At 69.7% G+C, this 21,959-nt stretch carries 17 protein-coding genes; 5 read left to right on the top strand and 12 right to left on the bottom strand.

Annotated features, from left to right (window positions below):
• Positions 1–124 precede the first annotated feature (124 nt).
• The 4 genes from qcrB to ctaE form a co-directional block, all read right to left on the bottom strand.
• The gene (qcrB, locus tag AC067N_RS01145; RefSeq protein ID WP_478676771.1) at positions 125–1,765 is read right to left on the bottom strand and encodes a cytochrome bc1 complex cytochrome b subunit; all 1,641 of its coding nucleotides are present in this window, start codon (positions 1,763–1,765) and stop codon (positions 125–127) included.
• Complete coding sequence (qcrA, locus tag AC067N_RS01140; RefSeq protein ID WP_478676770.1) at positions 1,762–2,835, bottom strand: cytochrome bc1 complex Rieske iron-sulfur subunit; 1,074 nt, start codon at positions 2,833–2,835, stop codon at positions 1,762–1,764. Before qcrA ends, qcrB begins: the two co-directional genes overlap by 4 nt.
• The gene (gene qcrC, locus AC067N_RS01135; RefSeq protein ID WP_478676769.1) at positions 2,832–3,641 is read right to left on the bottom strand and encodes a cytochrome bc1 complex diheme cytochrome c subunit; all 810 of its coding nucleotides are present in this window, start codon (positions 3,639–3,641) and stop codon (positions 2,832–2,834) included. The genes qcrA and qcrC overlap by 4 nt, the downstream gene beginning before the upstream one ends.
• A gap of 98 nt (positions 3,642–3,739) precedes the next feature.
• Positions 3,740–4,360, bottom strand: coding sequence for an aa3-type cytochrome oxidase subunit III (ctaE, locus tag AC067N_RS01130; RefSeq protein ID WP_055715524.1), 621 nt, complete (start codon positions 4,358–4,360; stop codon positions 3,740–3,742).
• A gap of 154 nt (positions 4,361–4,514) precedes the next feature.
• Here ctaE and AC067N_RS01125 point away from each other — a divergent pair, with 154 nt between their 5' ends.
• A complete protein-coding gene (locus AC067N_RS01125) occupies positions 4,515–4,916 on the top strand; it encodes a response regulator (RefSeq protein WP_478676768.1) in 402 nt (133 codons plus the stop codon).
• A gap of 60 nt (positions 4,917–4,976) precedes the next feature.
• On the opposite strand, the gene AC067N_RS01120 is transcribed toward AC067N_RS01125, so the two are convergent.
• The 4 genes from AC067N_RS01120 to ctaC all read right to left on the bottom strand — a co-directional run bounded on the left by AC067N_RS01120 (position 4,977) and on the right by ctaC (position 9,451).
• Positions 4,977–6,224: a L,D-transpeptidase gene (locus AC067N_RS01120; protein WP_478676767.1), complete on the bottom strand. Its 1,248-nt coding sequence runs from the start codon at positions 6,222–6,224 to the stop codon at positions 4,977–4,979.
• A 130-nt stretch (positions 6,225–6,354) separates the two neighbouring features.
• Entirely contained in the window at positions 6,355–6,753 is a 399-nt protein-coding gene (locus AC067N_RS01115; protein WP_478676766.1) for a cytochrome c oxidase subunit 4, read from the bottom strand.
• Positions 6,750–8,495, bottom strand: coding sequence for an aa3-type cytochrome oxidase subunit I (gene ctaD / locus AC067N_RS01110; RefSeq protein ID WP_478676765.1), 1,746 nt, complete (start codon positions 8,493–8,495; stop codon positions 6,750–6,752). Before ctaD ends, AC067N_RS01115 begins: the two co-directional genes overlap by 4 nt.
• Positions 8,492–9,451 (bottom strand): aa3-type cytochrome oxidase subunit II, encoded by a 960-nt coding sequence (gene ctaC, locus AC067N_RS01105; RefSeq protein ID WP_478676764.1) that lies wholly within the window; start codon positions 9,449–9,451, stop codon positions 8,492–8,494. Before ctaC ends, ctaD begins: the two co-directional genes overlap by 4 nt.
• A 305-nt stretch (positions 9,452–9,756) precedes the next feature.
• Between ctaC and AC067N_RS01100 the strand changes: the two genes are divergently transcribed.
• Complete coding sequence (locus tag AC067N_RS01100) at positions 9,757–11,133, top strand: aminotransferase class V-fold PLP-dependent enzyme (protein WP_478676763.1); 1,377 nt, start codon at positions 9,757–9,759, stop codon at positions 11,131–11,133.
• 4 nt (positions 11,134–11,137) lie between these two features.
• Here AC067N_RS01100 and AC067N_RS01095 read toward each other — a convergent pair whose 3' ends face one another.
• Positions 11,138–12,112: a carbohydrate kinase family protein gene (locus tag AC067N_RS01095; protein WP_478676762.1), complete on the bottom strand. Its 975-nt coding sequence runs from the start codon at positions 12,110–12,112 to the stop codon at positions 11,138–11,140.
• A gap of 135 nt (positions 12,113–12,247) precedes the next feature.
• Here AC067N_RS01095 and AC067N_RS01090 point away from each other — a divergent pair, with 135 nt between their 5' ends.
• Positions 12,248–12,457, top strand: a complete 210-nt coding sequence (locus tag AC067N_RS01090) for a hypothetical protein (RefSeq protein ID WP_257546333.1) — start codon at positions 12,248–12,250, stop codon at positions 12,455–12,457.
• 114 nt (positions 12,458–12,571) lie between these two features.
• Complete coding sequence (locus tag AC067N_RS01085; RefSeq protein WP_478676761.1) at positions 12,572–14,386, top strand: hypothetical protein; 1,815 nt, start codon at positions 12,572–12,574, stop codon at positions 14,384–14,386.
• Positions 14,387–14,492: 106 nt separating this feature from the next.
• On the opposite strand, the gene AC067N_RS01080 is transcribed toward AC067N_RS01085, so the two are convergent.
• Positions 14,493–14,849: a HesB/IscA family protein gene (locus AC067N_RS01080; RefSeq protein WP_055512670.1), complete on the bottom strand. Its 357-nt coding sequence runs from the start codon at positions 14,847–14,849 to the stop codon at positions 14,493–14,495.
• A 314-nt stretch (positions 14,850–15,163) separates the two neighbouring features.
• On the opposite strand from AC067N_RS01080, the gene nadA reads away from it, so the two are divergent.
• Complete coding sequence (gene nadA, locus AC067N_RS01075) at positions 15,164–16,348, top strand: quinolinate synthase NadA (protein ID WP_478676760.1); 1,185 nt, start codon at positions 15,164–15,166, stop codon at positions 16,346–16,348.
• A gap of 18 nt (positions 16,349–16,366) precedes the next feature.
• Here nadA and AC067N_RS01070 read toward each other — a convergent pair whose 3' ends face one another.
• The gene (locus tag AC067N_RS01070; protein WP_478676759.1) at positions 16,367–18,565 is read right to left on the bottom strand and encodes a protein kinase domain-containing protein; all 2,199 of its coding nucleotides are present in this window, start codon (positions 18,563–18,565) and stop codon (positions 16,367–16,369) included.
• A 151-nt stretch (positions 18,566–18,716) separates the two neighbouring features.
• Positions 18,717–21,839 carry an efflux RND transporter permease subunit gene (locus AC067N_RS01065; protein ID WP_478676758.1) on the bottom strand — a complete coding sequence of 1,041 codons (3,123 nt, stop codon included), beginning with the start codon at positions 21,837–21,839 and terminating at the stop codon, positions 18,717–18,719.
• Positions 21,840–21,959 lie beyond the last annotated feature (120 nt).

The following is a 21,959-nucleotide window of genomic DNA, read 5'->3' as shown; positions in this document are numbered from 1 at the left end:
AGGGTCACCGCCCGCGGAGGCAAGGCAATCGATGCTCCCACCCTATCCAGCCCCGGGCACGGCGAAGGGCCCCCGTCCGAAGATCGGACGGGGGCCCTTCGACCGTGTGTGGCGAAGCGGGTGATCAGTGGTGGCCGTGGCCGCTCGTGATCTCCTTGTACTCCTCGACGGTGGGCTTGAGGATCTGGTTGTCCTCGCCGTAGTAGCCCTTGCTCAGCTTGGCCCGGAGCTTCTCGCGACGCGTGATCTTGCGGGCGACGCCGTTCTCGTCGACCTCGGGGCCGATCTCGGCCGGCTTGTACTGCTCGTGCGCCGTGAGCGTGTGCAGCTGCTCCTGGCTGAGCGGCTCGTGGACCTCGATGAACTCACCGTGCGGCAGGCGCTTGATGATGCCGGTCTCACGACCGTGCAGGATCTTGTCCCGGTCGCGGCGCTGAAGGCCGAGGCAGATGCGCTTGGTCACGATGAACGCGATGACCGGGCCCACGAAGAACGCGATCCGGACGAACCAGGTGATGGCGTTGATCGACAGGTGGAAGTGGGTCGCCCAGAGGTCGTTTCCACCACCGATCAGGCCGATCATGTACATCGTGACCCAGGCGACACCGAACCCGGTGCGGGTCGGGGTGTTGCGCGGGCGGTCCAGGATGTGGTGCTCGCGCTTGTCGCCGGTGACCCAGGACTCGACGAACGGGTACACCGCGATGAGGCCCAGGGCCAACGGGAAGAGCACGATCGGGATGAACACACCCAGGACGAGCGTGTAACCCCCGAAGTTGATCTCCCAGCCCGGCATCGCACGGACGAAGCCCTCGGCGAAGCCCATGTACCAGTCCGGCTGGGCACCGGTGGACACCTGGTCCGGACGGTACGGGCCCAGGGCCCAGATCGGGTTGATCGTGGCGACCGCCGAGATGATCGCGATGACACCGAAGACCAGGAAGAAGAAGCCTCCGGCCTTGGCCATGTACACCGGGAGCAGGGGCATGCCGACGACGTTGTTGTTCGTCTTTCCGGGGCCCGCGTACTGCGTGTGCTTGTGGTAGAAGACCAGGATCAGGTGCGCCACCACCAGGCCGAGCATGATGCCCGGCAGCAACAGGATGTGGACCGAGTAGAAGCGGGCCACGAAGTCGCCGCCCGGGAACTCGCCGCCGAAGAGGAACATCGACAGGTACGTGCCGACGATCGGCACGGACAGCAGCACACCCTGCATGAAGCGGACACCGGTGCCGGAGAGCAGGTCGTCCGGGAGCGAGTAGCCGGTGAAGCCGGTGAACATGCCCAGGACGAACAGCAGGAAGCCGAACAGCCAGTTGATCTCACGCGGCTTGCGGAACGCGCCGGTGAAGAACACGCGCATCATGTGCACGAACATGCCGGCGAGGAAGACCAACGCGGCCCAGTGGTGGATCTGCCGGATCAGCAGACCACCGCGCACCTCGAACGAGATGTGCAGGGTCGAGTTGAACGCCTCGGACATCAGCTGGCCCTGCAGCGGGACGTACGGGCCGTGGTACTCCACCTCGTTCATCGACGGGTGGAAGAACAACGTCAGGTACACACCCGTGAGGATGATGATGATGAAGCTGTAGAGGCAGACCTCACCCAACATGAACGACCAGTGGTCGGGGAAGATCTTGCGCATGTTGGCCTTGGCCAGGGAGTAGATCCCGAGCCGGCCGTCGGCCCAGTCGGCGACGCGCTCGCCGGCCGGTGCCTTCCCGCGCTTGCCGCGCGCGTCTGTGGTGGTTGCAGTGCTCATCCGCGCTCCCAGAAGGCAGGACCGACGGGCTCTTCGAAGTCGCTCAGGGCTTCGAGGTAACCGTCTTCGCCGACGGTGATCCGCAGCTGCGGCAGGGCGTGACCCGCGGGACCGAAGATCACCCGGCCGGCGTCGGCGAGGTCGAAGGTGGACTGGTGGCAGGGGCAGAGCACGTGGTGCGTCTGCTGCTCGTACAGCGAGATCGGGCAACCGACGTGGGTGCAGATCTTGGAGTAGGCCAGGATGCCCTCGTGACCCCACTCCAGTGACTGCTTGGACTTGATGTTGTCCGGCTGGATCCGGACGATCATCAGGGCGTCCTTGGCGATGTTCTTCTGGAAGTCGTGGTCGTGCTCGTCGAGGCCGGCCGGCATCGCGAAGGTCAGCGACCCGACCGCGACGTCCGCGGGACGCAGCGGCTCGCCCGTGTTCATGTTGACGAGCTTCTTGCCCTTGGCCCACGTGGTGTGCCGCAGCTTGGTGCCGGGCAGCGGACCGAGGTCACGCAGCAGGACGACACCGGAGAGCGGGACCATGGCCATCGCGCCGAGCATGGTGTTGCGCACCAGCTTGCGACGGCCGATCCCCGACTCGGCGGCACCCTGCTTGAAGTCCGCGTGGACCTTCGCGCGGACCTCGGGCGAGGCCTCGATCGGGTGACGCTCGTCGGCGACCTCCACGTCGGACATCAGGGTGCGGGCCCAGTGGACCGCGCCCGCGCCGATGCAGAACAGGGCCAGGCCCAGCGTGCAGCCCAGCGCGAAGTTCAGCGCGCTGATGTGCCCGATCGGCCAGACGTAGATCGCCTTGTCGACCGGGATCGCGACATACGAGGCGATGAACGCGATGGTGGACAGCATCGAGACCGTGAACAGCAGGGCGACCGTGCGCTCGGACCGCTTGGCGGCCCGCTCGTCGATGTCCTGGATCCGGTGCTCGTGGGGCGGGAGGCCGGGGTCCGAGAAGGGGTTCTCCTCGTCCGCGACCTTCACCGCGCCGTGCTCCTGCTCGCGCAGTCCCGCGGACTGCTCGGCACGCACGTTCTCTTCTGGAATCTCTTGGCTACTCATGACTTCTTGGCCTTTGCGGTCCGAGCGGCGACCCACACGGCGACGGCGATCAGCGTGCCGAGACCGAAGACCCAGCCGAACAGGCCCTCGCTGACCGGACCGAGTCCGCCGAGGCTGAGGCCACCGGGCTCCACGGTGTCATCGCTGTTGACCGCTTCGAGGTACGCGATGATGTCCTTCTTGTTCTCCTCCGACAGCGTGGTGTCGGGGAAGGACGGCATGTTCTGCGGGCCCGTCTGCATGGCCTCGTAGATGTGCTTCGGGTCGACACCCTCAAGGCTCGGCGCGTACTTGCCCTCGGACAGCGCACCGCCCTTGCCGGTGAAGTTGTGGCACTGAGCGCAGTTCGTCCGGAACAGTTCGCCGCCCTCGGCGATGTCCGCGCCCTCGGGGTTGTACACGTTCTCGGTCGGGATCTCGGGACCGGCGCCCAGCGAGGCGATGTACGCCGCGAGCTGGTCGATCTCGGCCTGCGAGTAGATGTTCTTCTTCTTCGGGACCTGCGCGCCGGGCTGCTGCGCCGGCATACGGCCCGTGCCGACCTGGAAGTCGACGGCCGCCGCGCCCACACCCACCAGGGAAGGCCCGTCGGTGGTGCCCTGACCGCCGGTGCCGTGGCAGCTCGCGCAGCCCACGGCATAGAGCTTCTTGCCCTCCTCGATGGTGAGGGTCTGCGCGGTTTCTTCGGCCACCGCCTTGTCCGCGGGCGCCAAGGCGGTGTACAGCCCCGCGCAGGCCGCCAGCGCGATGAATAGGACGACGACCGCCGCCAGCGGATGGCGTCGTCGTGCGGAGAGCTTTTTCACGGATTACCCCGGTGTCAGGATCTTCTGCGTCGGTGCTTCTGGAAGGGTCGTTCTCGGGATCGAGGCGGGCGTACGGTCCGCCCGGCTCGTCCGCCCGATTACTTGATCATGTAGATCGTGGCGAAGAGGCCGATCCAGACGACATCGACGAAGTGCCAGTAGTAGGACACGACGATGGCCGCGGTCGCCTGCTCGTGGGTGAACCTCTTGGCCGCGTAGGTGCGCCCGAGGACCAGCAGGAAGGCGATGAGGCCGCCCGTCACGTGCAGTCCGTGGAAGCCGGTGGTCAGGTAGAAGACCGAGCCGTACGGGTCGGACGAGAGCGACAGGCCCTCGTGCTTGACCAGCTCGGTGTACTCGAAGACCTGACCGCCGATGAAGATCGCACCCATCACGAACGTGACGATGAACCACATCCGGAGCTTCTTCACGTCCCCGCGCTCGGCGGCGAACACGCCGAGCTGGCAGGTCAGGGAGGAGAGCACCAGGATCGTGGTGTTGGTCGCCGAGAACGGGAAGTTCAGGGTGTCGGCCTTCTCCGACCAGAACTCCGGACCGGTCACCGATCGCAGGGTGAAGTACATCGCGAAGAGGGCCGCGAAGAACATCAGCTCGGAACTCAGCCAGATGATGGTTCCGACGCTGGTGAGGTTCGGCCGGTTGACCGACGGGTGCGCGTGCCCGGTATCTACTGTCGTTGCTGTCGCCACGACCGACATTATGTCGGTCGCTTATCCCGCCCTCACTCCGGGGGGTGCCGTTCGGAGTGTTGCTCCCTTCCGTACCGGTGCTGACGTGGTGTTCAAGGGAGTAGCATCCGCGCATCGGTCCTTGTCCGTACGACGTCTGAATCTTCTGCGTAACGGAGGAACAATGCGCCCGACCGCCACGGTGCTGGTGTACAGCGACGACTCCAACACCCGTGAACAAGTGCGGCTGGCGACCGGCCGCCGACCCGCTCCGGACGTCCCCGTCGTGGAGTTCGTCGAGTGCGCGACCCCCGCGGCCGTCGTGAAGGAGCTGGACAGGGGCGGTATCGATGTCTGTGTCCTCGACGGTGAGGCCGTGCCCATGGGGGGCATGGGACTGTGCCGCCAGATCAAGGACGAGATCTTCGAGTGCCCGCCGGTGCTGCTGCTGATCGGCCGGCCGCAGGACGCGTGGCTGGCGACCTGGAGCCGGGCGGACGGGGCGGTGACGCACCCGGTGGACCCGGTGGAGTTCGCGTCGGCGCTGGCCTCCCTGCTGCGCGGGAAGCGGGCTCTGAGCGCCTAGTGCCGCAACAGGCACCAGCAGCCGCGTGGCCCGCGCCCCGAGGGAGCGCGGGCCGCGGCTTCACACCGACTCGGGGCGCAGGCGTGCCTGGACCTCGGAGCGGGGGGCCTGCGGGGTCCCGGCGGTGAGGGCGCTGCCCTCGCGCCACTTCTGCCAGTCGAGGTTCCAGTCGCCGAAACCGTTGCCGAAGGGGGCCATGGTGTCGCCGGCGGAGTTGACGACCTTGACGATGTCGCCCTCGTTGATCGTGTCGTAGAACCACTCGGCGTTGGCGTTGCTCATACCGGTGCAGCCGTGGCTGACGTTGGCGTAGCCCTGGGAGCCGGTGGACCAGGGGGCGGCGTGGACGTACTCGCCGCTGTTGGTGACCCTGACGGAGTTGTGGACGATCAGGTCGTAGAAGTCCGACGCGCCTATGCTGGCGCTGGTCATGCGGACGGTGCCTTCCTTGGCCAGGACGACCTTGACGCCGTTGCGGGTGTCGTAGCCGGGCATCCCGGTGGTGACCGGTATCTCCTTGATGACCTTGTCGTTCTTGTACACGGTCATCCGGTGGGCCGCGACGTCCGTGACGGCCACGATCTTGTCGCCGGTGGTGAGCGTCAGGGGCTTGGCCTTGCCGCCCCAGAGGCGGTCACCGATCTTTATGCCCTCCAGGGTGCTGCGGACCTCGATCGTGGCATTGGCGGGCCAGTACTCCCTGGGCCGGTAGTGGAGCTTCTTGTCGTCCACCCAGTGCCAGGCGCCCTCCGCCGCGGGCACGGACTCGACCTTGAGAGCACGTTCGACGACGGCCCTGGCCGCCTTGTCCTTGACCGCCCTGCTGAGTTCCGCGGTGACGGGCTGGCCGACGCCGTACTTGCCGCCCTTGGGCCCGAAGGTGACGGTCAGGCGCTTCTTGGCGAGCGGACGGCCGGTGTCGAAGGTCCGTTCCTCGCGGCCGGGGGCGCCGTCGTCGGACTCGGTGCTCACCCTGACCGTGTAGCGGGCGTTGGCGGCGAGTGGTGAGGTCGAGTGCCAGCGGCTGCCGTCGGCCGCGAGTTCGCCCGCCACATAACGCCCTGCGGCGTCCACGGCGGTGACGTCGGTGATGCGTCCGTCGTCCTCGGCGGTGACTTCCAGTGGCTTGTCGGGGTCGGCCTTCTCGCCGTCGCCCGTGGGGGTGTTGAAGGAGACCTGGTCGGCCGCGTCGTACGGCTTGCCCGAGAGCGGGTGGCCGCCGGAACCGCAGGCGGTGACGCCCGCTCCCAGGGAGACCACCAGCAGGGTGAAGCTGACGACCGTGCGGTTTCGCGGTGCAGTGCTCATGGCTTCAACGTAGGAACGGCCGTCGGACGCGGCGCGCCGGGTGGGCCGAGTGAGGGACCCGCGGTGCGGCAAAAGGGGGAAGCCCGGACCTCCTGTCGGAGTGTCCGGGCTTCCGTGCGCTCGGCGCGTGTTACTGGTTCTGGTTCTCTCCGCGGTAGTACTCGAAGACCCAGCCCCACAGACCGATCAGGATGATCGGCAGGGAGAAGTACAGCAGCCACCATCCGAAGACGACGCCCATGAAGGCGAGCGCTCCGCCGATGCCGAGGGAGAGCGGCTGCCAGCTGTGCGGGCTGAAGAAGCCCAGCTCGCCCGCGTCGTCCGCGACGTCGGCCTCCTTGTCGTCCTGCGCGCCCACGTCGACCCGCCGGGCCGTGAAGGCCAGGTAGTAGCCGACCATGATGCACAGGCCGAAGGCCAGGAAGAGCGCCGTGGTGCCGGCCGGCTCCTTCGACCACACGCCATAGACGATCGCCATGGCGAGGACGAAGACGCTCAGCCAGATGAACATCTTGCCCTGGATCTTCACTTGCCGGCCTCCTTGCCGCTGCCGCTGCCCGCGAGCTCGTTGGCGCGGGGAGCGCCGTGCGCGAGCTGCTCGAGCGCGGCGATCTCCGGGTGGTGCAGGTCGAACGCCGGGGATTCACTGCGGATCCGCGGCAGGGTGAGGAAGTTGTGCCGCGGCGGCGGGCAGGAGGTAGCCCACTCCAGGGAACGGCCGTAGCCCCACGGGTCGTCGACGCCGACCGGCTTGCCGTACTTGGCCGTCTTCCACACGTTGTAGAGGAACGGCAGGATCGACAGGCCGAGCACGAAGGAGCTGATCGTCGAGATCGTGTTCAGGGCGGTGAAGCCGTCGGCCGCCAGGTAGTCGGCGTAACGACGCGGCATGCCCTCGGCGCCCAGCCAGTGCTGGACGAGGAACGTGCCGTGGAAGCCGATGAACAGCGTCCAGAACGTGATCTTGCCGAGGCGCTCGTCGAGCATCTTGCCCGTCCACTTCGGCCACCAGAAGTGGAAGCCGGAGAACATCGCGAAGACGACGGTGCCGAACACCACGTAGTGGAAGTGCGCCACCACGAAGTACGAGTCGGAGACGTGGAAGTCCATCGGGGGCGAGGCCAGGATGACACCGGTCAGACCACCGAAGGTGAAGGTGATCAGGAAGCCGGTCGCCCAGAGCATCGGGGTCTCGAAGGACAGCGAGCCCTTCCACATCGTTCCGATCCAGTTGAAGAACTTCACGCCGGTCGGTACGGCGATGAGGAACGTCATGAAGGAGAAGAACGGGAGGAGCACGCCACCGGTGACGTACATGTGGTGCGCCCACACCGTGACCGAGAGGCCGGCGATCGCGATGGTCGCGCCGATCAGACCCATGTAGCCGAACATCGGCTTGCGGGAGAAGACCGGGATGACCTCGGAGATGATGCCGAAGAACGGCAGGGCGATGATGTACACCTCTGGGTGGCCGAAGAACCAGAAGAGGTGCTGCCAGAGCAGTGCGCCGCCGTTGGACGCGTCGAAGATGTGGCTGCCGAACTTGCGGTCCGCCTCCAGGGCGAACAGCGCGGCCGCGAGGACCGGGAAGGCGAGCAGGACCAGGACACCGGTCAGCAGCACGTTCCAGGTGAAGATCGGCATGCGGAACATGGTCATGCCGGGGGCACGCATGCAGATGATCGTGGTGATGAAGTTGACCGAGCCGAGGATCGTGCCGAAGCCGGAGAAGGCCAGACCCATGATCCACATGTCGGCGCCGATGCCCGGGCTGCGGACCGCGTCCGACAGCGGGGAGTAGGCGAACCAGCCGAAGTCGGCCGCACCCTGCGGGGTGAGGAAGCCGGCCACCGCGATCAGCGAGCCGAAGAGGTACAGCCAGTACGCGAACATGTTCAGCCGCGGGAACGCCACGTCGGGCGCGCCGATCTGCAGCGGCATGATCCAGTTGGCGAATCCGGCGAACAGCGGCGTCGCGAACATCAGCAGCATGATCGTGCCGTGCATCGTGAACGCCTGGTTGAACTGCTCGTTCGTCATGATCTGCGTACCCGGGCGGGCGAGCTCGGCACGCATGACGAGTGCCATGACGCCGCCGATGCAGAAGAACACGAACGACGTGACCAGGTAGAGCGTGCCGATCGTCTTGTGGTCGGTGGTCGTCAGCCACTTGACGACGACCTCGCCGCGGCGCTGGCGCCGGACGGGCAGCTCGTCCTCGTAGTGGGACCCTGCCGCCGCGGCACCCTGAGGTTCGTTGAGGATGCTCACAGTTGGTTCGTCTCCCGGTTCTTCTCGTGGCTCGTCTGCTCAATGCCGGCCGGGACGTAACCGGTCTGGCCCTTCTCCGCGAGCTCCTTGAGGTGCTGCTCGTAGCGCTCGGGAGAGACGACCTTGACGTTGAAGAGCATCCGGGAGTGGTCCACACCGCACAGCTCGGCGCACTTGCCCAGGAAGGTGCCCTCCTGGTTGGGAGTCACCTGGAAGGCGTTGGTGTGGCCCGGGATGACGTCCTGCTTCATCAGGAACGGCACCACCCAGAAGGAGTGGATGACGTCACGCGAGGTGAGGACGAAGCGGACCGTCTTGCCCTTGGGGAGCCAGAGGGTCGGGCCGGGGTTGCCGGTCTGCGGGTTCCTGTCACCGGGGATACCGCAGGTGTAGACACCGCCGGCGTTCGCCGGGAACTCCTTCTTGTACCGGTCCGGGATCGCGGCCAGGTTCTCGTCCTTGGCCGCGTCGCCGGTGGAGCCGTCGACGTTCTCGATGTAGTTGAAGCACCAGCTCCACTGGAAGCCGACCACGTTGACCGTGACGTCGGGCTTCTTGGACGTGTCGAGGAGCTTCGACTCGTCGCGGGCGGTGAAGTAGAACAGCACCGAGACGATGATCAGCGGAACGACCGTGTACAGCGCCTCGATGGGCATGTTGTACCGGGTCTGTGGGGGAACCTCGACCTTGGTGCGGCTGCGCCGGTGGAAGAAAGCACTCCACAGGATCAGGCCCCAGACCAGTACGCCCGTGGCGAGCGCGGCCGCCCAGGAACCCTGCCACAGGGAGAGGATCCGCGGAGCCTCTTCCGTGGTGGGGGTGGGCATACCAAGGCGAGGGAAGTCCTTGTATGTGCAACCGGTGGCGGTCGCCAGGACCAGGCCCGCAGTCAGTGCCTGCAGCAGCTTCCGCCGCATCGGGCGCCGCGGCGAGCGGTCGGAGCCGTTGGGACTCACGTAGCGCCTTCCCGAGAGTCTCGCCCGCGCAGGTCAGGCTGCGGCCTTCTCGCTGGTCGGTCGCCGCCCTGCGACGGGCAGGGGTTTGGATGTTTATGCGGACCAAACCCTACTGGACGCGATTTGGGGTCGCGCGGGGAGGGGGGCCCAACTCGCCGGGGGTCACTTGGAGCGGTTACCTGGGGGTGCCGGGTGCGCCTGATAGCTCGGCAGTTCGGCCGGTTTGGCGGGTCCGCGCGCGTTGTCGCCGTTCGCGCGGTTCCCCGCGCCCCGTTTCACTCACCCCGAGGCTTTAGCGTTGGCCTGTGGCCTACTTCGACTCCGCTTCCTCCGCTCCCCTCCATCCCGTCGCACGGCAGGCGTTGCTGGCCTCCCTGGACGAGGGGTGGGCCGATCCCGCCCGCCTCTACCGGGAGGGGCGGCGGGCCCGGATGCTGCTGGACGCCGCCCGGGAGGCGGCCGCCGAGGCGGTGGGGTGCCGGGCCGACGAGCTGGTGTTCACCTCGTCCGGTACGCGGGCGGTGCACTCCGGGGTCGCCGGGGTGCTGGCCGGACGGCGGCGGGTGGGACGCCACCTGATCGTGTCGTCCGTCGAACACTCTTCGGTGCTGCACGCGGCTGAGGCGCACGAGGCCGGCGGCGGGTCGGTCACCCGGGTCGGTGTGGACCGGTCGGGCGCGGTGGGCGTCGACGCCTGCGCCGAGGCCCTGCGGGACGACACCGCGCTGGTCTGCCTCCAGTCGGCCAACCATGAGGTGGGGACGGAGCAGCCGGTCGCCGAGGTCGCGGGGGTGTGCCGGGAGGCGGGGGTGCCGCTGCTGGTGGACGCCGCGCAGTCGCTGGGGTGGGGCCGGGTCGACGGTGACTGGTCGGTCCTGACCGGGAGTGCCCATAAATGGGGCGGTCCGTCCGGGGTCGGGCTGCTGGTCGTGCGCAAGGGGGTGCGGTTCGCGGCCCAAGGTCCCGCGGACGAGCGGGAGTCGGGGCGGGCCGCCGGGTTCGAGAACATCCCGGCGATCGTGGCGGCGGCCGCCTCGCTGCGGGCGGTACGGGCGGAGGCGGCCGCGGAGGCCGTGCGGCTGCGGGAGTTGACGGAGCGGATCCGGACGCGGGTGCCGTCGCTGGTGCCGGACGTGGAGGTGGTCGGTCACCCGGTGCGGAGGCTGCCGGGTGTCGTCACCTTCTCCTGTCTCTATGTCGACGGGGAGACACTGCTGCACGAGCTGGACCGCGAGGGGTTCTCCGTGTCCTCCGGCTCCTCCTGCACGAGCAGCACGCTGACGCCCAGCCATGTGCTGCGTGCCATGGGGGTGCTGAGCGAGGGGAACGTACGGGTGTCGCTGCCGCCGGGCACTCCGGAGGAGGACGTCGAGCGGTTCCTGGCGGTGCTGCCGCGGACGGTCGCGGCGGTCCGGGAGAAGCTGGGCGCGCCGGCCCCGGCCGCCGTGCCGCACGAGGACGCCCTCGTCGTGGACGCCCTCGGCAAGCGCTGCCCGATCCCCGTCATCGAGCTGGCGAAGGTGATCGCGGACGTCCCGCTCGGCGGCACGGTCCGCGTCCTCTCCGACGACGAGGCGGCCCGCCTGGACATCCCGGCGTGGTGCGAGATGCGGGGCCAGGAGTACGTCGGAGAGGACGCCGCGGAGCGGGGCTCGGCCTATGTGGTGCGCAGGGTGAGCTGAGCCCTCAGGCGAGGTGGGCCCGTACCTCGCCGGCGGCCTCGTCCCCGTACGCCTTGGTGAACCGCTCCATGAAGTGCGCCCGGCGCAGCTGGTACTCCTGCGTCCCCACGGTCTCGATGACCAGCGTGGCGAGCATGCAGCCGACCTGGGCCGCGCGCTCCAGGGAAACGCCCCAGGCGAGGCCGGAGAGGAAGCCGGCACGGAACGCGTCGCCGACGCCGGTGGGGTCGGCCTTGCGCTCCTCGTCCGGGCAGCCGACCTCGATCGGGTCGTGGCCCACACGCTCGATGCGGACGCCCTGTGCGCCGAGGGTGGTCACCCGGTGGCCGACCCGGCCGAGGATCTCCGCGTCCGACCAGCCGGTCTTGGACTCGATGAGACCCTTCTCGTACTCGTTGGAGAAGAGGTAGGTCGCGCCGTCCAGCAGTATCCGGATCTCCTCGCCCTCCATGCGGGCGATCTGCTGGGAGAAGTCGGCGGCGAAGGGGATGCCGCGCGAGCGGCACTCCTCGGTGTGGCGGAGCATCGCCTCCGGGTCGTCGGCGCCGATGAGGACCAGGTCGAGGCCGTCGACGCGGTCGGCGACGGTCTTGAGCTCGATGAGGCGGGCCTCGCTCATGGCACCGGTGTAGAAGGAGCCGATCTGGTTGTGGTCGGCGTCGGTGGTGCAGACGAAGCGGGCCGTGTGCAGCGTCTCGGAGATGCGCACGGAGGCCGTGTCCACGCCGTTCCGGTCGAGCCACGCCCGGTACTCGACGAAGTCGGAGCCGGCCGCGCCGACCAGGATCGGCTTCGTACCGAGTTGTCCCATGCCGAACGCGATGTTCGCGCCGACACCTCCCCGGCGGACGTCGAGCTGGTCGACGAGGAAGGAGAGGGAGACCGTGTGCAGCCGGTCCGCGACGAACTGGTCGGCGAAACGGCCCGGGAAGGTCATCAGATGGTCGGTGGCGATGGAGCCGGAGACTGCGATACGCACGGCGAGGACACACTCCTGCGAAGGGAGAGGGGATTGACAGTTCACGCTACCGGGTCGCCGAAGCCCTCAGAAGCAGGCAAAACTACCCGATAGTAGGGCTTTCTTCGTGGGGTTCCCGGTGCATACGGTGCCGGTATGACGAACCCCAAGATCCACGGCACCGTTCCGTTCGACCCGGACGGCGGCCTCGCGGCACTCCGTGGCGACTGCGCCCGTATGGCTCCGCACTGGGCGGCTCCCGCGAAGGTCATTACGGCTCCGGTCTCCCCTTCGCTCATCCACGGGGTGACGGTGCCGGCGACCTCCGCGCGGCTGGTGGACGCGATGTCCGACTACGGCGACTGAGGGGTCCGGCGCGCATCCGCGCCGCGGGCAGGGAACCGTCGGCTCCTCCGCCGCGTCCCATCGCTGTCCCCCGTATGGGGGAGGCGGTGTACGACCAGCCGAAGGAGCGATGCGGTGAACGCCGAGCGACCCGACCACCCCGAGAACCCGGACGAGGGCGCCCGGCCCGACGCCACCGAGGAGATCAGGGCCGGCGGGGACCGGGCCGATGGGGTCAGTGAGACCACCACGACCGGAGGCGAGGACGAGGGGACTCGCCCCGCGGAGGCCGGGGCCGACGAAGAGGCGCGGCCCCGTCCGGCCGGGGCCTCGGACGACCCGGGCGAGGACCGGACCGGTACGGCGGGAGCCGCGGACGACCCGGGCGAGGACCGGACCGGTACGGCGGAGCTCGTGGACGACCCGGGCGAGGACCGGACCGGTACGGCGGAGCTCGTGGACGACGGTGAGGGATCCCGGGCCAGTCCGGCCGGGGCCGATACGGCCGACGTGTCCGGGGTCGCGGAGGTCGGCCGGACCGAGGCCGCCGGGCGGTCCGGGCGGTCCGGGCGGCGGCGTTCTCACGCGATCGTCGCCTCCGTGGCCGCGGCGGTGCTGCTCGTCGGCGGTGGCGGGGTGTTTCTCGCGGCGACCACGTCCGGTGGGTCCGGCGGGGGCTCCGGGCGCTCGGCCGGGGCCGACGGCGCTCCTCCGCCACTGGCGCTCGACGGGTACGGCGGCACTTCGAACGGCATCGCTCCCGGTGAGCCCGACCCCGGCGGGGTGACGTACCGGGCGGACGGCAAGCTGCCCGAGGGCCCGGACTCGGCTCCCGTGTACACGGCCGAGGGCCGGGTGACGGCCGCCGAGGTGGCGCGGCTCGCGAAGGCGCTGGGCATGGAGGGCGAGCCGAGGGCAGAGGGCGAGAGCTGGCGGGTCGGCACCGTGGGCGACGGATCGAGCCCGACGCTGCACGTCGGCAGGCAGTCACCGGGCGCGTGGACGTTCAGCAGGTTCACCCCGGGCACCGACAACTGCCAGAAGGCCGATGTCTGTGCCGCCGAGCCCCCGGCCGGCGGCACCGATCCGGTGAGCGAGGCGGCGGCGAGGAGGGCGGCGGCGCCGATCCTCAAGGCCGTCGGCCAGGACGACGCCAAGCTCGACGTCTCCCGGCTCATGGGCGCCGTCCGTGTGGTGAACGCCGATCCCGAGGTGGGCGGCCTGCCCACGTACGGCTGGGCGACCAACCTCCAGGTGGGTGCGGACGGCACCGTGGTCGGTGGCAGCGGCAACGTCAAGGCACCGGTGAAGGGCGACACGTATCCGGTGGTGGACGCCGAGCGGGCGCTGGAGCTGCTGAACGACTCGGGGCAGGGCGCCGGTCCCGCGGGCGAGGACATCGCGCCGTCACCGTCGACGCCCCGGTCGCAGCCGGTGCCGGTCGTGCACGCGGTGTTCGGACTCGCCTCCCACCAGGTCGGCGGCCGGCCGGCGCTGGTGCCGTCCTGGCTGTTCGAGGTCCGGCCGCAGAAGGCCGAGAGCGGCTTCACGGTGACGCATCCGGCCGTGGACCCGAAGTACCTGGCCGCTGCCGAGCCGCGGGAGGAGCCGACCGAGGGGCCCGAGGACCCGAACGTCCCCGGTGACCGGCCGGCGGACCCCGGATCGCGGAACGTGACGGTGCAGGGCTACACGGTCGACGGCCGGGAGCTGACGGTCAGCTTCTGGGGCGGGGTGTGCAGCGACTACTCGGCCACCGCGACCGAGGAGTCGGGCGAGGTGACCGTCACCGTGACCGGCACTCCGCACGCCGGCAGGGTCTGCATCATGATCGCCAAGGCGATGGAGCGGACCGTGCGGCTGGACGAGCCGCTGGGCGACCGCGAGGTTGTCGGGCCGGACGGCAAGGAGATCCCGAAGGGCGGGATCCCGGAGCCGGCGCCGCGGTAGGGCCCGGCGGAGCGGCACGCGGACGGACGAAGGCGGCGTCCCCGTCGGAGGGGGACGCCGCCTTCGTGGTGCTCAGCGCGTCGCGCCGTACGGCGTGCGGGTGGGCTCAGCTGAAGGAGTCGCCGCAGGCGCAGGAGCCGGTCGCGTTCGGGTTGTCGATGGTGAAGCCCTGCTTCTCGATGGTGTCGACGAAGTCGATGGTGGCGCCGCCCAGGTAGGGGGCGCTCATACGGTCGGTGGTGACCTTCACGCCGTCGAAGTCCTTGACCACGTCGCCGTCGAGCGAACGCTCGTCGAAGAAGAGCTGGTAGCGCAGGCCGGAGCAGCCGCCGGGCTGGACGGCGACACGCAGCGACAGGTCGTCACGGCCTTCCTGGTCGAGCAGGGCCTTGACCTTGGCCGCGGCGGCGTCGGTCAGGATGATGCCGTCGGTGACGGTGGTGGTCTCGTCCGATACGGACATCTACATCTCTCCCGGGTTGTACGGAGACTGCTTGCCGACGAGTGCAACCGCCGGGGTCCCGGATTCATTCCGGGGCGAGCGGATTTCCACCGCGTCTTCCTTCATGCTCGCACACGGCCCGTGCGGTGGGCACCGGCCGCCGCACGGCCGTCCGGTCCGTCCACCGGGATTCATGTCACATCGACGCTATGGCCATCGTCAACGTGACGTGAAGCGGTTATGATAGATAGCGTCATTTCGACGAAAAGGCTAGCCCGCATGTCCCGCCGACCCCCTCGGGCCGGCGAGCCGCAGAACAGAAAGGGTGCGTGCTCGTGACCACCGCCCAGACCCCGGAGCTCGACGTACAGCCGACGCCCCTCGCCCTGCTGCTGCTCGGCCGCGAGGCCGACCCGAGGAGCGAGCGCGGTGTCGACTGCCCCGGCGACCTCCCCTCCCCCTCCGACCCCGACCTGGTGGAGCGCGCCCGGGCGGCCAAGGCGAAGCTCGGCGACAAGGTCTTCGTGCTCGGCCACCACTACCAGCGCGACGAGGTCATCCAGTTCGCGGACGTCACGGGCGACTCCTTCAAGCTGGCCCGGGACGCGGCGGCGCGGCCCGAGGCCGAGTACATCGTCTTCTGCGGTGTGCACTTCATGGCGGAGTCGGCGGACATCCTGACCTCCGACGACCAGAAGGTGGTCCTCCCCGACCTCGCCGCCGGGTGCTCGATGGCCGACATGGCCACCGCCGAGCAGGTCGCGGAGTGCTGGGACGTGCTGACCGAGGCCGGGATAGCCGAGCAGGTCGTGCCCGTGTCGTACATGAACTCCTCCGCCGACATCAAGGCGTTCACCGGCAAGCACGGCGGTCTCATCTGCACCTCGTCCAACGCCAAGCGGGCGCTGGACTGGGCCTTCGAGCAGGGCGAGAAGGTCCTGTTCCTGCCCGACCAGCACCTGGGCCGCAACACCGCGGTGCGGGACATGGGCATGTCGCTGGAGGACTGCGTCGTCTACAACCCGCACAAGCCGGGCGGCGGCGTCACGGCCGAGCAGCTGCGGGCCGCGAAGATGATCCTGTGGCGGGGCCACTGCTCGGTGCACGGCCGCTTCAGCCTGGACTCCGTGAACGACGTGCGGGCCCGTATCCCCGGGGTCAACGTCCTCGTCCACCCCGAGTGCAAGCACGAGGTCGTGGCGGCGGCGGACTACGTCGGGTCGACCGAGTACATCATCAAGACGCTGGAGGCGGCCCCCGCCGGGTCCAAGTGGGCCATCGGCACCGAGCTGAACCTCGTTCGGCGGCTGGCGAACCGTTTCGCGTCCGAGGGCAAGGAGATCGTCTTCCTCGACAAGACGGTCTGCTTCTGCTCGACCATGAACCGCATCGACCTGCCCCACCTGGTGTGGGCGCTGGAGTCGCTGGCGGAGGGCAACCTCGTCAACCGGATCGAGGTCGACAAGGAGACCGAGGCGTTCGCAAAGCTGGCGCTGGAGCGGATGCTGGCGCTGCCGTAGAGCACCGGGACCGCGCGCTCACCCCGCGACGGGCTTCCGCTCGGGGTGGGCCGGGTCCAGTGAGCAGAGGGTGCCGTCCGGGATCGCCACCACCAGCGCGCCCCCGTACAGCAGAGCCTGCGGCCGGTTCTGGCCGACCGTGGCCGGCCCGGTTCGGGGCAGGGTCTCCCACAGCGGGGTGCCCCGGGCACCGTCGAGGGCCGCGACCCGGCCGCTGGAACTCACCAGGTACAGGGTTTCGGTACGCCCGTCGTACAGGGGGGCACTCGGCCTCTCCAGGCTGGTGCGGGTCCGCCACAGCGGCTCGCCCGTGCGCGGCGACACGGCGGTGACCCGGCCGCTGGCCTCGGTGACCACCAGCGTGCCGTCGGCCGACGTCACCTGGCCGTCGTACGGCTCCGACAGCTTCGTGGTGGTGCGGCTCCCGGTGTCCGGGTCGAGCAGCAGGACTCCCGTGTAGCGGTGCCGGGAGCCGGGCTCGGCCTCCTCCCGGAGCGTCACGGCCACCCGCCCGTCGAGCACCCCGAGCAGGGAGCCGTCGACCGGGACCTTCCACCGACGGGCAGATCCGTCGCTCGTGTCCACCACCAGGAGCAGGCCGGTCTCGCCGGCCGCGCTCGTCTCCGGGGTGTTGGGCAGGCAGTACACGTACCACGCCGTTCCGGACGTCCTGGTCAACTGGCAGTCGTGACCGGCGGGGAACTCCAGTGACCAGAGTTCGGCTCCGGTGCGCGGCACCCGGGCCGTCGCCGTCCGCCCGTTCGCCTCGGCGAGGAGCACCAGGTCGCCGACCTGCACCACGGGAAGGTCGGGGTTGACGACCTCACTGGTCCACAGCCGGTCACCGGTCTCGGCGTCGAGGGCGACCAGTCGGGACGGGTCGTCGACGGGGGCCTCGGTGACCACCGTCTGCCGTACGAGCACGGTGCCGTCCACGACGCCGAGGACGGACGAGGCGTACGACCCTCGCTCCGTACCGGCCGGTGCGATGTCGGCACGCCACACCGTGCTCCCGGTGCGGCCGTCCACACGTACCGGCAGGACTCCGTCACCCCCGCAGTAGACGGCGTCCTCCCACGCACGGCACTGGGGATCCCCGCCCGTCAGCCCGCCGTCCCCGGCCAGCGGCTTCTCGGCGCCGGACGCCGCGGTCTCGAACACGGTCGTCTGCCAGGGCTTCCAGCCGCCGGGCGGCGACGCCCAGCGGCTGGTCGGGGACGGTTCGGGGGTCTTCGCCTCACCGCTCTCCGCCCAGCCCGGCCCCAGCAGATAGGCCGTCAGCCCGAGGACCAGCGCGCCGACGGTACCGGTCGCGACCAGCACCGGGCGGCGCCGGAGCCGACGGCCCGGCCGGGTCACCGTGTGGGCCTCCGCGTCGGGTGTCACGGTCGTCGGGTCGTCCGGTTCGCCTTCCGGCAGGACGGCCGCGAACGCCTCCGCCAGCTCGTCGAGACCGGGACGGTCCGCGGCCTCCTTGACGAGGCAGCGCTCCAGGACAGCGCGCAGCGGCTGGGGCACCCCGTCCAGCGCGGGCTCGTCGTGGATCACCTGATACGCCGTCAGATAGGGGCTGTCGGCGTCGAAGGGCCCCCGGCCGGTGAGGGTGTACACCAGCAGGCCGCCGAGGGAGAAGACGTCCGAGGCGGGGCCGACCGTGCGGGCGTCGGTGAGCTGCTCCGGGGACATGAAGGGCGGGGTGCCGATCATCTGGCCCGTCTCGGTCAGGGGGTGGTTCTCGGCGGCGCGGGAGATGCCGAAGTCGATGACACGGGGGCCGTCCTGGGCCATCAGGACATTGGCCGGCTTCAGGTCCCGGTGCACGACACCGGCCCGGTGGATCTCCCGGAGCGCCTCGACCAGGCCCAGGGCCAGGCGGCGCAGTTCGCCGTCCCGCAGCGGGCCCCGGTCCCGGACGCGCTGGGCGAGCGAGCAGCCGGGCACGTACTGGGTCGCCATCCAGGGGCGTACGGCCTCCGGGTCGGCGTCCACGACCGATGCCGTGAAGGCCCCGCTGACCCTGCGGACGGCCGCGATCTCCTGCCGGAACCGGGTGCGGAAGACGGCGTCCTCGGCGTACTGGGCGTGCACCACCTTCACCGCGACCTCGCGGCCCGACCGGGTTCTCGCCCGGTAGACGACGCCCATGCCTCCGGTGCCGAGCCGGTCGACCAGCCGGTAGCCGCCCACCGATTTCGGGTCGTCGCTGTGCAGCGGCACGCCCGCATCCCTCCCCCGTGCGGCCTGTGCAGGCCATGAAGGCCGTGAAGCCCGTGAAGCAGTCGAGCGCCAGGATACGTAACCCCGGGGAACGCGAAGGCCGGGCACCGGACCATGTCGGTCCGGTGCCCGGCCGCGCCGGTCGCGGGGGTCAGACCCCGGCGGCCTCCGACTGCTCGGAGCGGGGCTCCGTCGCGGCGGGCGTGGCGCCCGCGCGCTTCAGGGCCTTCTTCTTCGCCCGCCGTTCCTTGCGGATCTCGACCATCGTGTAGAGGGTCGGGACCAGCAGCAGGGTCAGCAGCGTCGAGGTGATCAGACCGCCGATCACCACCACGGCCAGCGGCTGGGCGATGAAGCCGCCCTCGCCGGTGATGCCGAGGGCCATGGGCAGCAGGGCGAAGATCGTCGCCAGGGCCGTCATCAGGATCGGGCGGAGACGGTGGCGGCCGCCCTCGATGACCGCCTCCACGGTGCCGTAGCCCTGTCGCCGGTACTGGTTGATCAGGTCGATCAGCACGATCGCGTTGGTGACGACGATGCCGATGAGCATCAGCATGCCGATCATCGCCGGGACACCCATCGGGGTGCCGGTGGCGACCAGCAGTCCGATGGCGCCGGTGGCGGCGAACGGGATGGAGACCAGCAGGATCAGCGGCTGGACCAGGGACCGGAAGGTCGCCACCAGCAGCATGAAGACGATGGCGATCGCCGCGAGCATCGCGAGGCCCAGCGAGGCGAAGGCCTCGTCCTGGTCCTCGGAGACACCGCCGATGTCGGCGGTGGCGCCCGCGGGGAGCGTCAGTCCGTTCAGCTTGGCGGTGAGGTCCGCGCTGACCGCGCCCGTGTTGTCGCCCTTCGGCTTCGCCGTGATCGTGGCGGCCCGCTGGCCGTCGATCCGGGTCATGGAGACCGGGCCGTCCACCAGCTCGACGTCCGCGATGTCGCCGAGCCTCACCGGGCCGAGCCGCAGCTTCTTCAGCTCGTCCAGCGTGTCGGCGGGCTTCGCCGACTTGATGACGATGTCCCGCTCGGTGTCGTCGAGGATGGCCCGGCCGCTGGTCGTGCCGCGGACGGCCTGGGCGACGGCGGCGCCGAGGGTCTGGTCGTCGAAGCCGGCCGCGGCCGCCTTGTCGGTGGCCTTCACCGAGATACGGGGCACGCTCTGGGAGAGGTCGCTGGTGACGTCGGTGACGTTGTCCAGCGTCGCTACCGCCTCCCGGACCTGCTCGGACGCCTTGCGCAGGACGTCGGCGTCGGCGGCCTTCACGACCACGCTCAGGTCCTGGCTGCCGAAGGCGTCACCGGCCGCGATGGTCGTCGTACCGACGCCGGAGAGGCCCTTCAGACCGTCCTCGACGCGCTCCTGGACGTCCGCGGCGCTCGCCGAGTCCTCCAGCATCACGCTGTACGAGGCCTGGTTGGAGTCGGTGCCGCCGCCGAAGGCCGCCAGGAAGCCGGAGGAGCCGATGGTGACCTGGTAGTCCTTGACGCCCTTGGTGCCGGCGAGCAGCTTCTCGACCTTCTTGGTCTGCTCGTCGGTCGCGGCGAGGCTGGTGCCGGGCTTCAGCTCCTGCTTGATGCTGAGGACTTCCTGGTCGCCCGGGTCGAAGAAGTTGGTCTTCAGCAGCGGGGCCATGCCGAACGTGCCGAGCAGGACGACCACCGCGATGACCACGCTGGTGAGCCGGCGCCGGGTCGCGAAGCGCAGAACGGGGACGTAGAAGCGCTGGAGGCGGCTCCTCGCCTCCTTCTCCTCGGCCTTGCGGCGCGCCTCGTCGGCGTCCTCGGGCGTGCCCTTGGGGGCGCGCAGGAACCAGTACGACAGGACGGGGACGACCGTCAGCGAGACGAGGAGGGAGGCCAGCAGGGCCGCCGTCACCGTCAGGGAGAAGCTGCCGAACAGTTCGCCGACCATGCCGCCGGTGAGGCCGACCGGGAGGAACACGGCGACCGTCGTCAGGGTGGACGAGGTGACCGCGCCCGCGACCTCGCGGACCGCCTTGAGGATGGCCTCCTGGCGCTCCTCGCCGTAGCCGAGGTGGCGCTTGATGTTCTCCAGGACAACGATCGAGTCGTCGACGACACGGCCGATGGCGATGGTCAGCGCGCCGAGCGTGAGCATGTTCAGGGAGAGGTCGCGGGTCCACAGGACGATCAGGGCGAGGACCACCGACAGCGGGATGGACACGGCCGTGACGAGGGTGGAGCGGACCGACGCGAGGAAGACCAGGATGACGAGGACCGCGAAGAGCAGACCGAGCGCGCCCTCGGTGGTCAGGCCGTCGATGGACTTGGAGACCGCCGGGCCCTGGTCGCTGACCACGGTGACGGTGGCGTCCGAGCCGAGGTCCCGGCGCATGTCCGCCAGCTTGTCCTGCACGGCCTCGGAGATGGCGACCGCGCTGCCGTCGCGGTCCATGGTGACCACGACCGCGAGGCTGGGCTCCCCGTTGGTCCGGGTGAGGGAGTCGGCCTTGGCCTCCTCCTCATCGACGGTGGCGACGTCGGCGAGCCGGACGGGCTTCCTGCCGCCCTCGCCCCGCACCCTCAGCTCCTCGATCTGCTTGAGCGAGGTGAAGCCGCCGCCGACCTGGACGGTGCGGTTGCCGCCGTCCTCGTCGAAGGAGCCCGCGGGCATGGTGACGCCGCCGGCCTGGAGTGCCTGGGACAGGGCCATCGTGGTCAGGCCCGCCTTGGCGAGCTTCGCGTCGTCGGGGGTGACGGTGACCTGGACGTCCCGTACGCCGTCGACGGTGACCCGGCCGACGCCGTCGATGTCCTCCAGGGTGGGGACGACCGTGCGGTCGATCCGGTCGGCGAGGGCCTGCTGGTCCTGGTCGGAGGTGACGGCGAGGACGACGGTCGGAATGTCGTCCGTCGAGCCGGCGATCACCTGCGGGTCCACGTCGTCCGGGAGCTGCGCGCGAACCCGGTTGACGGCCTGCTGGACATCGGCGACGAGCTGGTCGGTGCCGGGGCCGTAGTCGAAGGACACCATCACCAGGGCGTTGCCCTCGCTGGCGGTGGACGTGACGCCCGTGATGCCGTCGACGGCTTCGAGGCTGTCCTCGATGGGTTCGACGACCTGCTTCTCGACCACGTCCGGGGAGGCGCCCTGGTACGGCGCGAACACGGACACCACCGGCAGTTCGATGGTGGGCAGCAGTTGCTGTTTGAGCTGGGGTATCGCGATCGCCCCGAAGGCGAGCGCGATGATCGACACCAGACCGACGAGGGCCCGTTGTGCGAGGCTGAACCGAGACAGCCAGGACATGGGTGACCGGATCTCTCTTCTTGTGGCATGAGCGGGACGAACGCCCATGTGAGCGCTCACCCCACACCCTGGACCATGGAAGGCCCCGATCCGTCGCTCCGCAGGGCCATTTCCTTATCC

This window comes from Streptomyces sp. NPDC042364, assembly GCF_056437585.1.
This window is presented reverse-complemented; position numbering and strand designations above follow the sequence as displayed.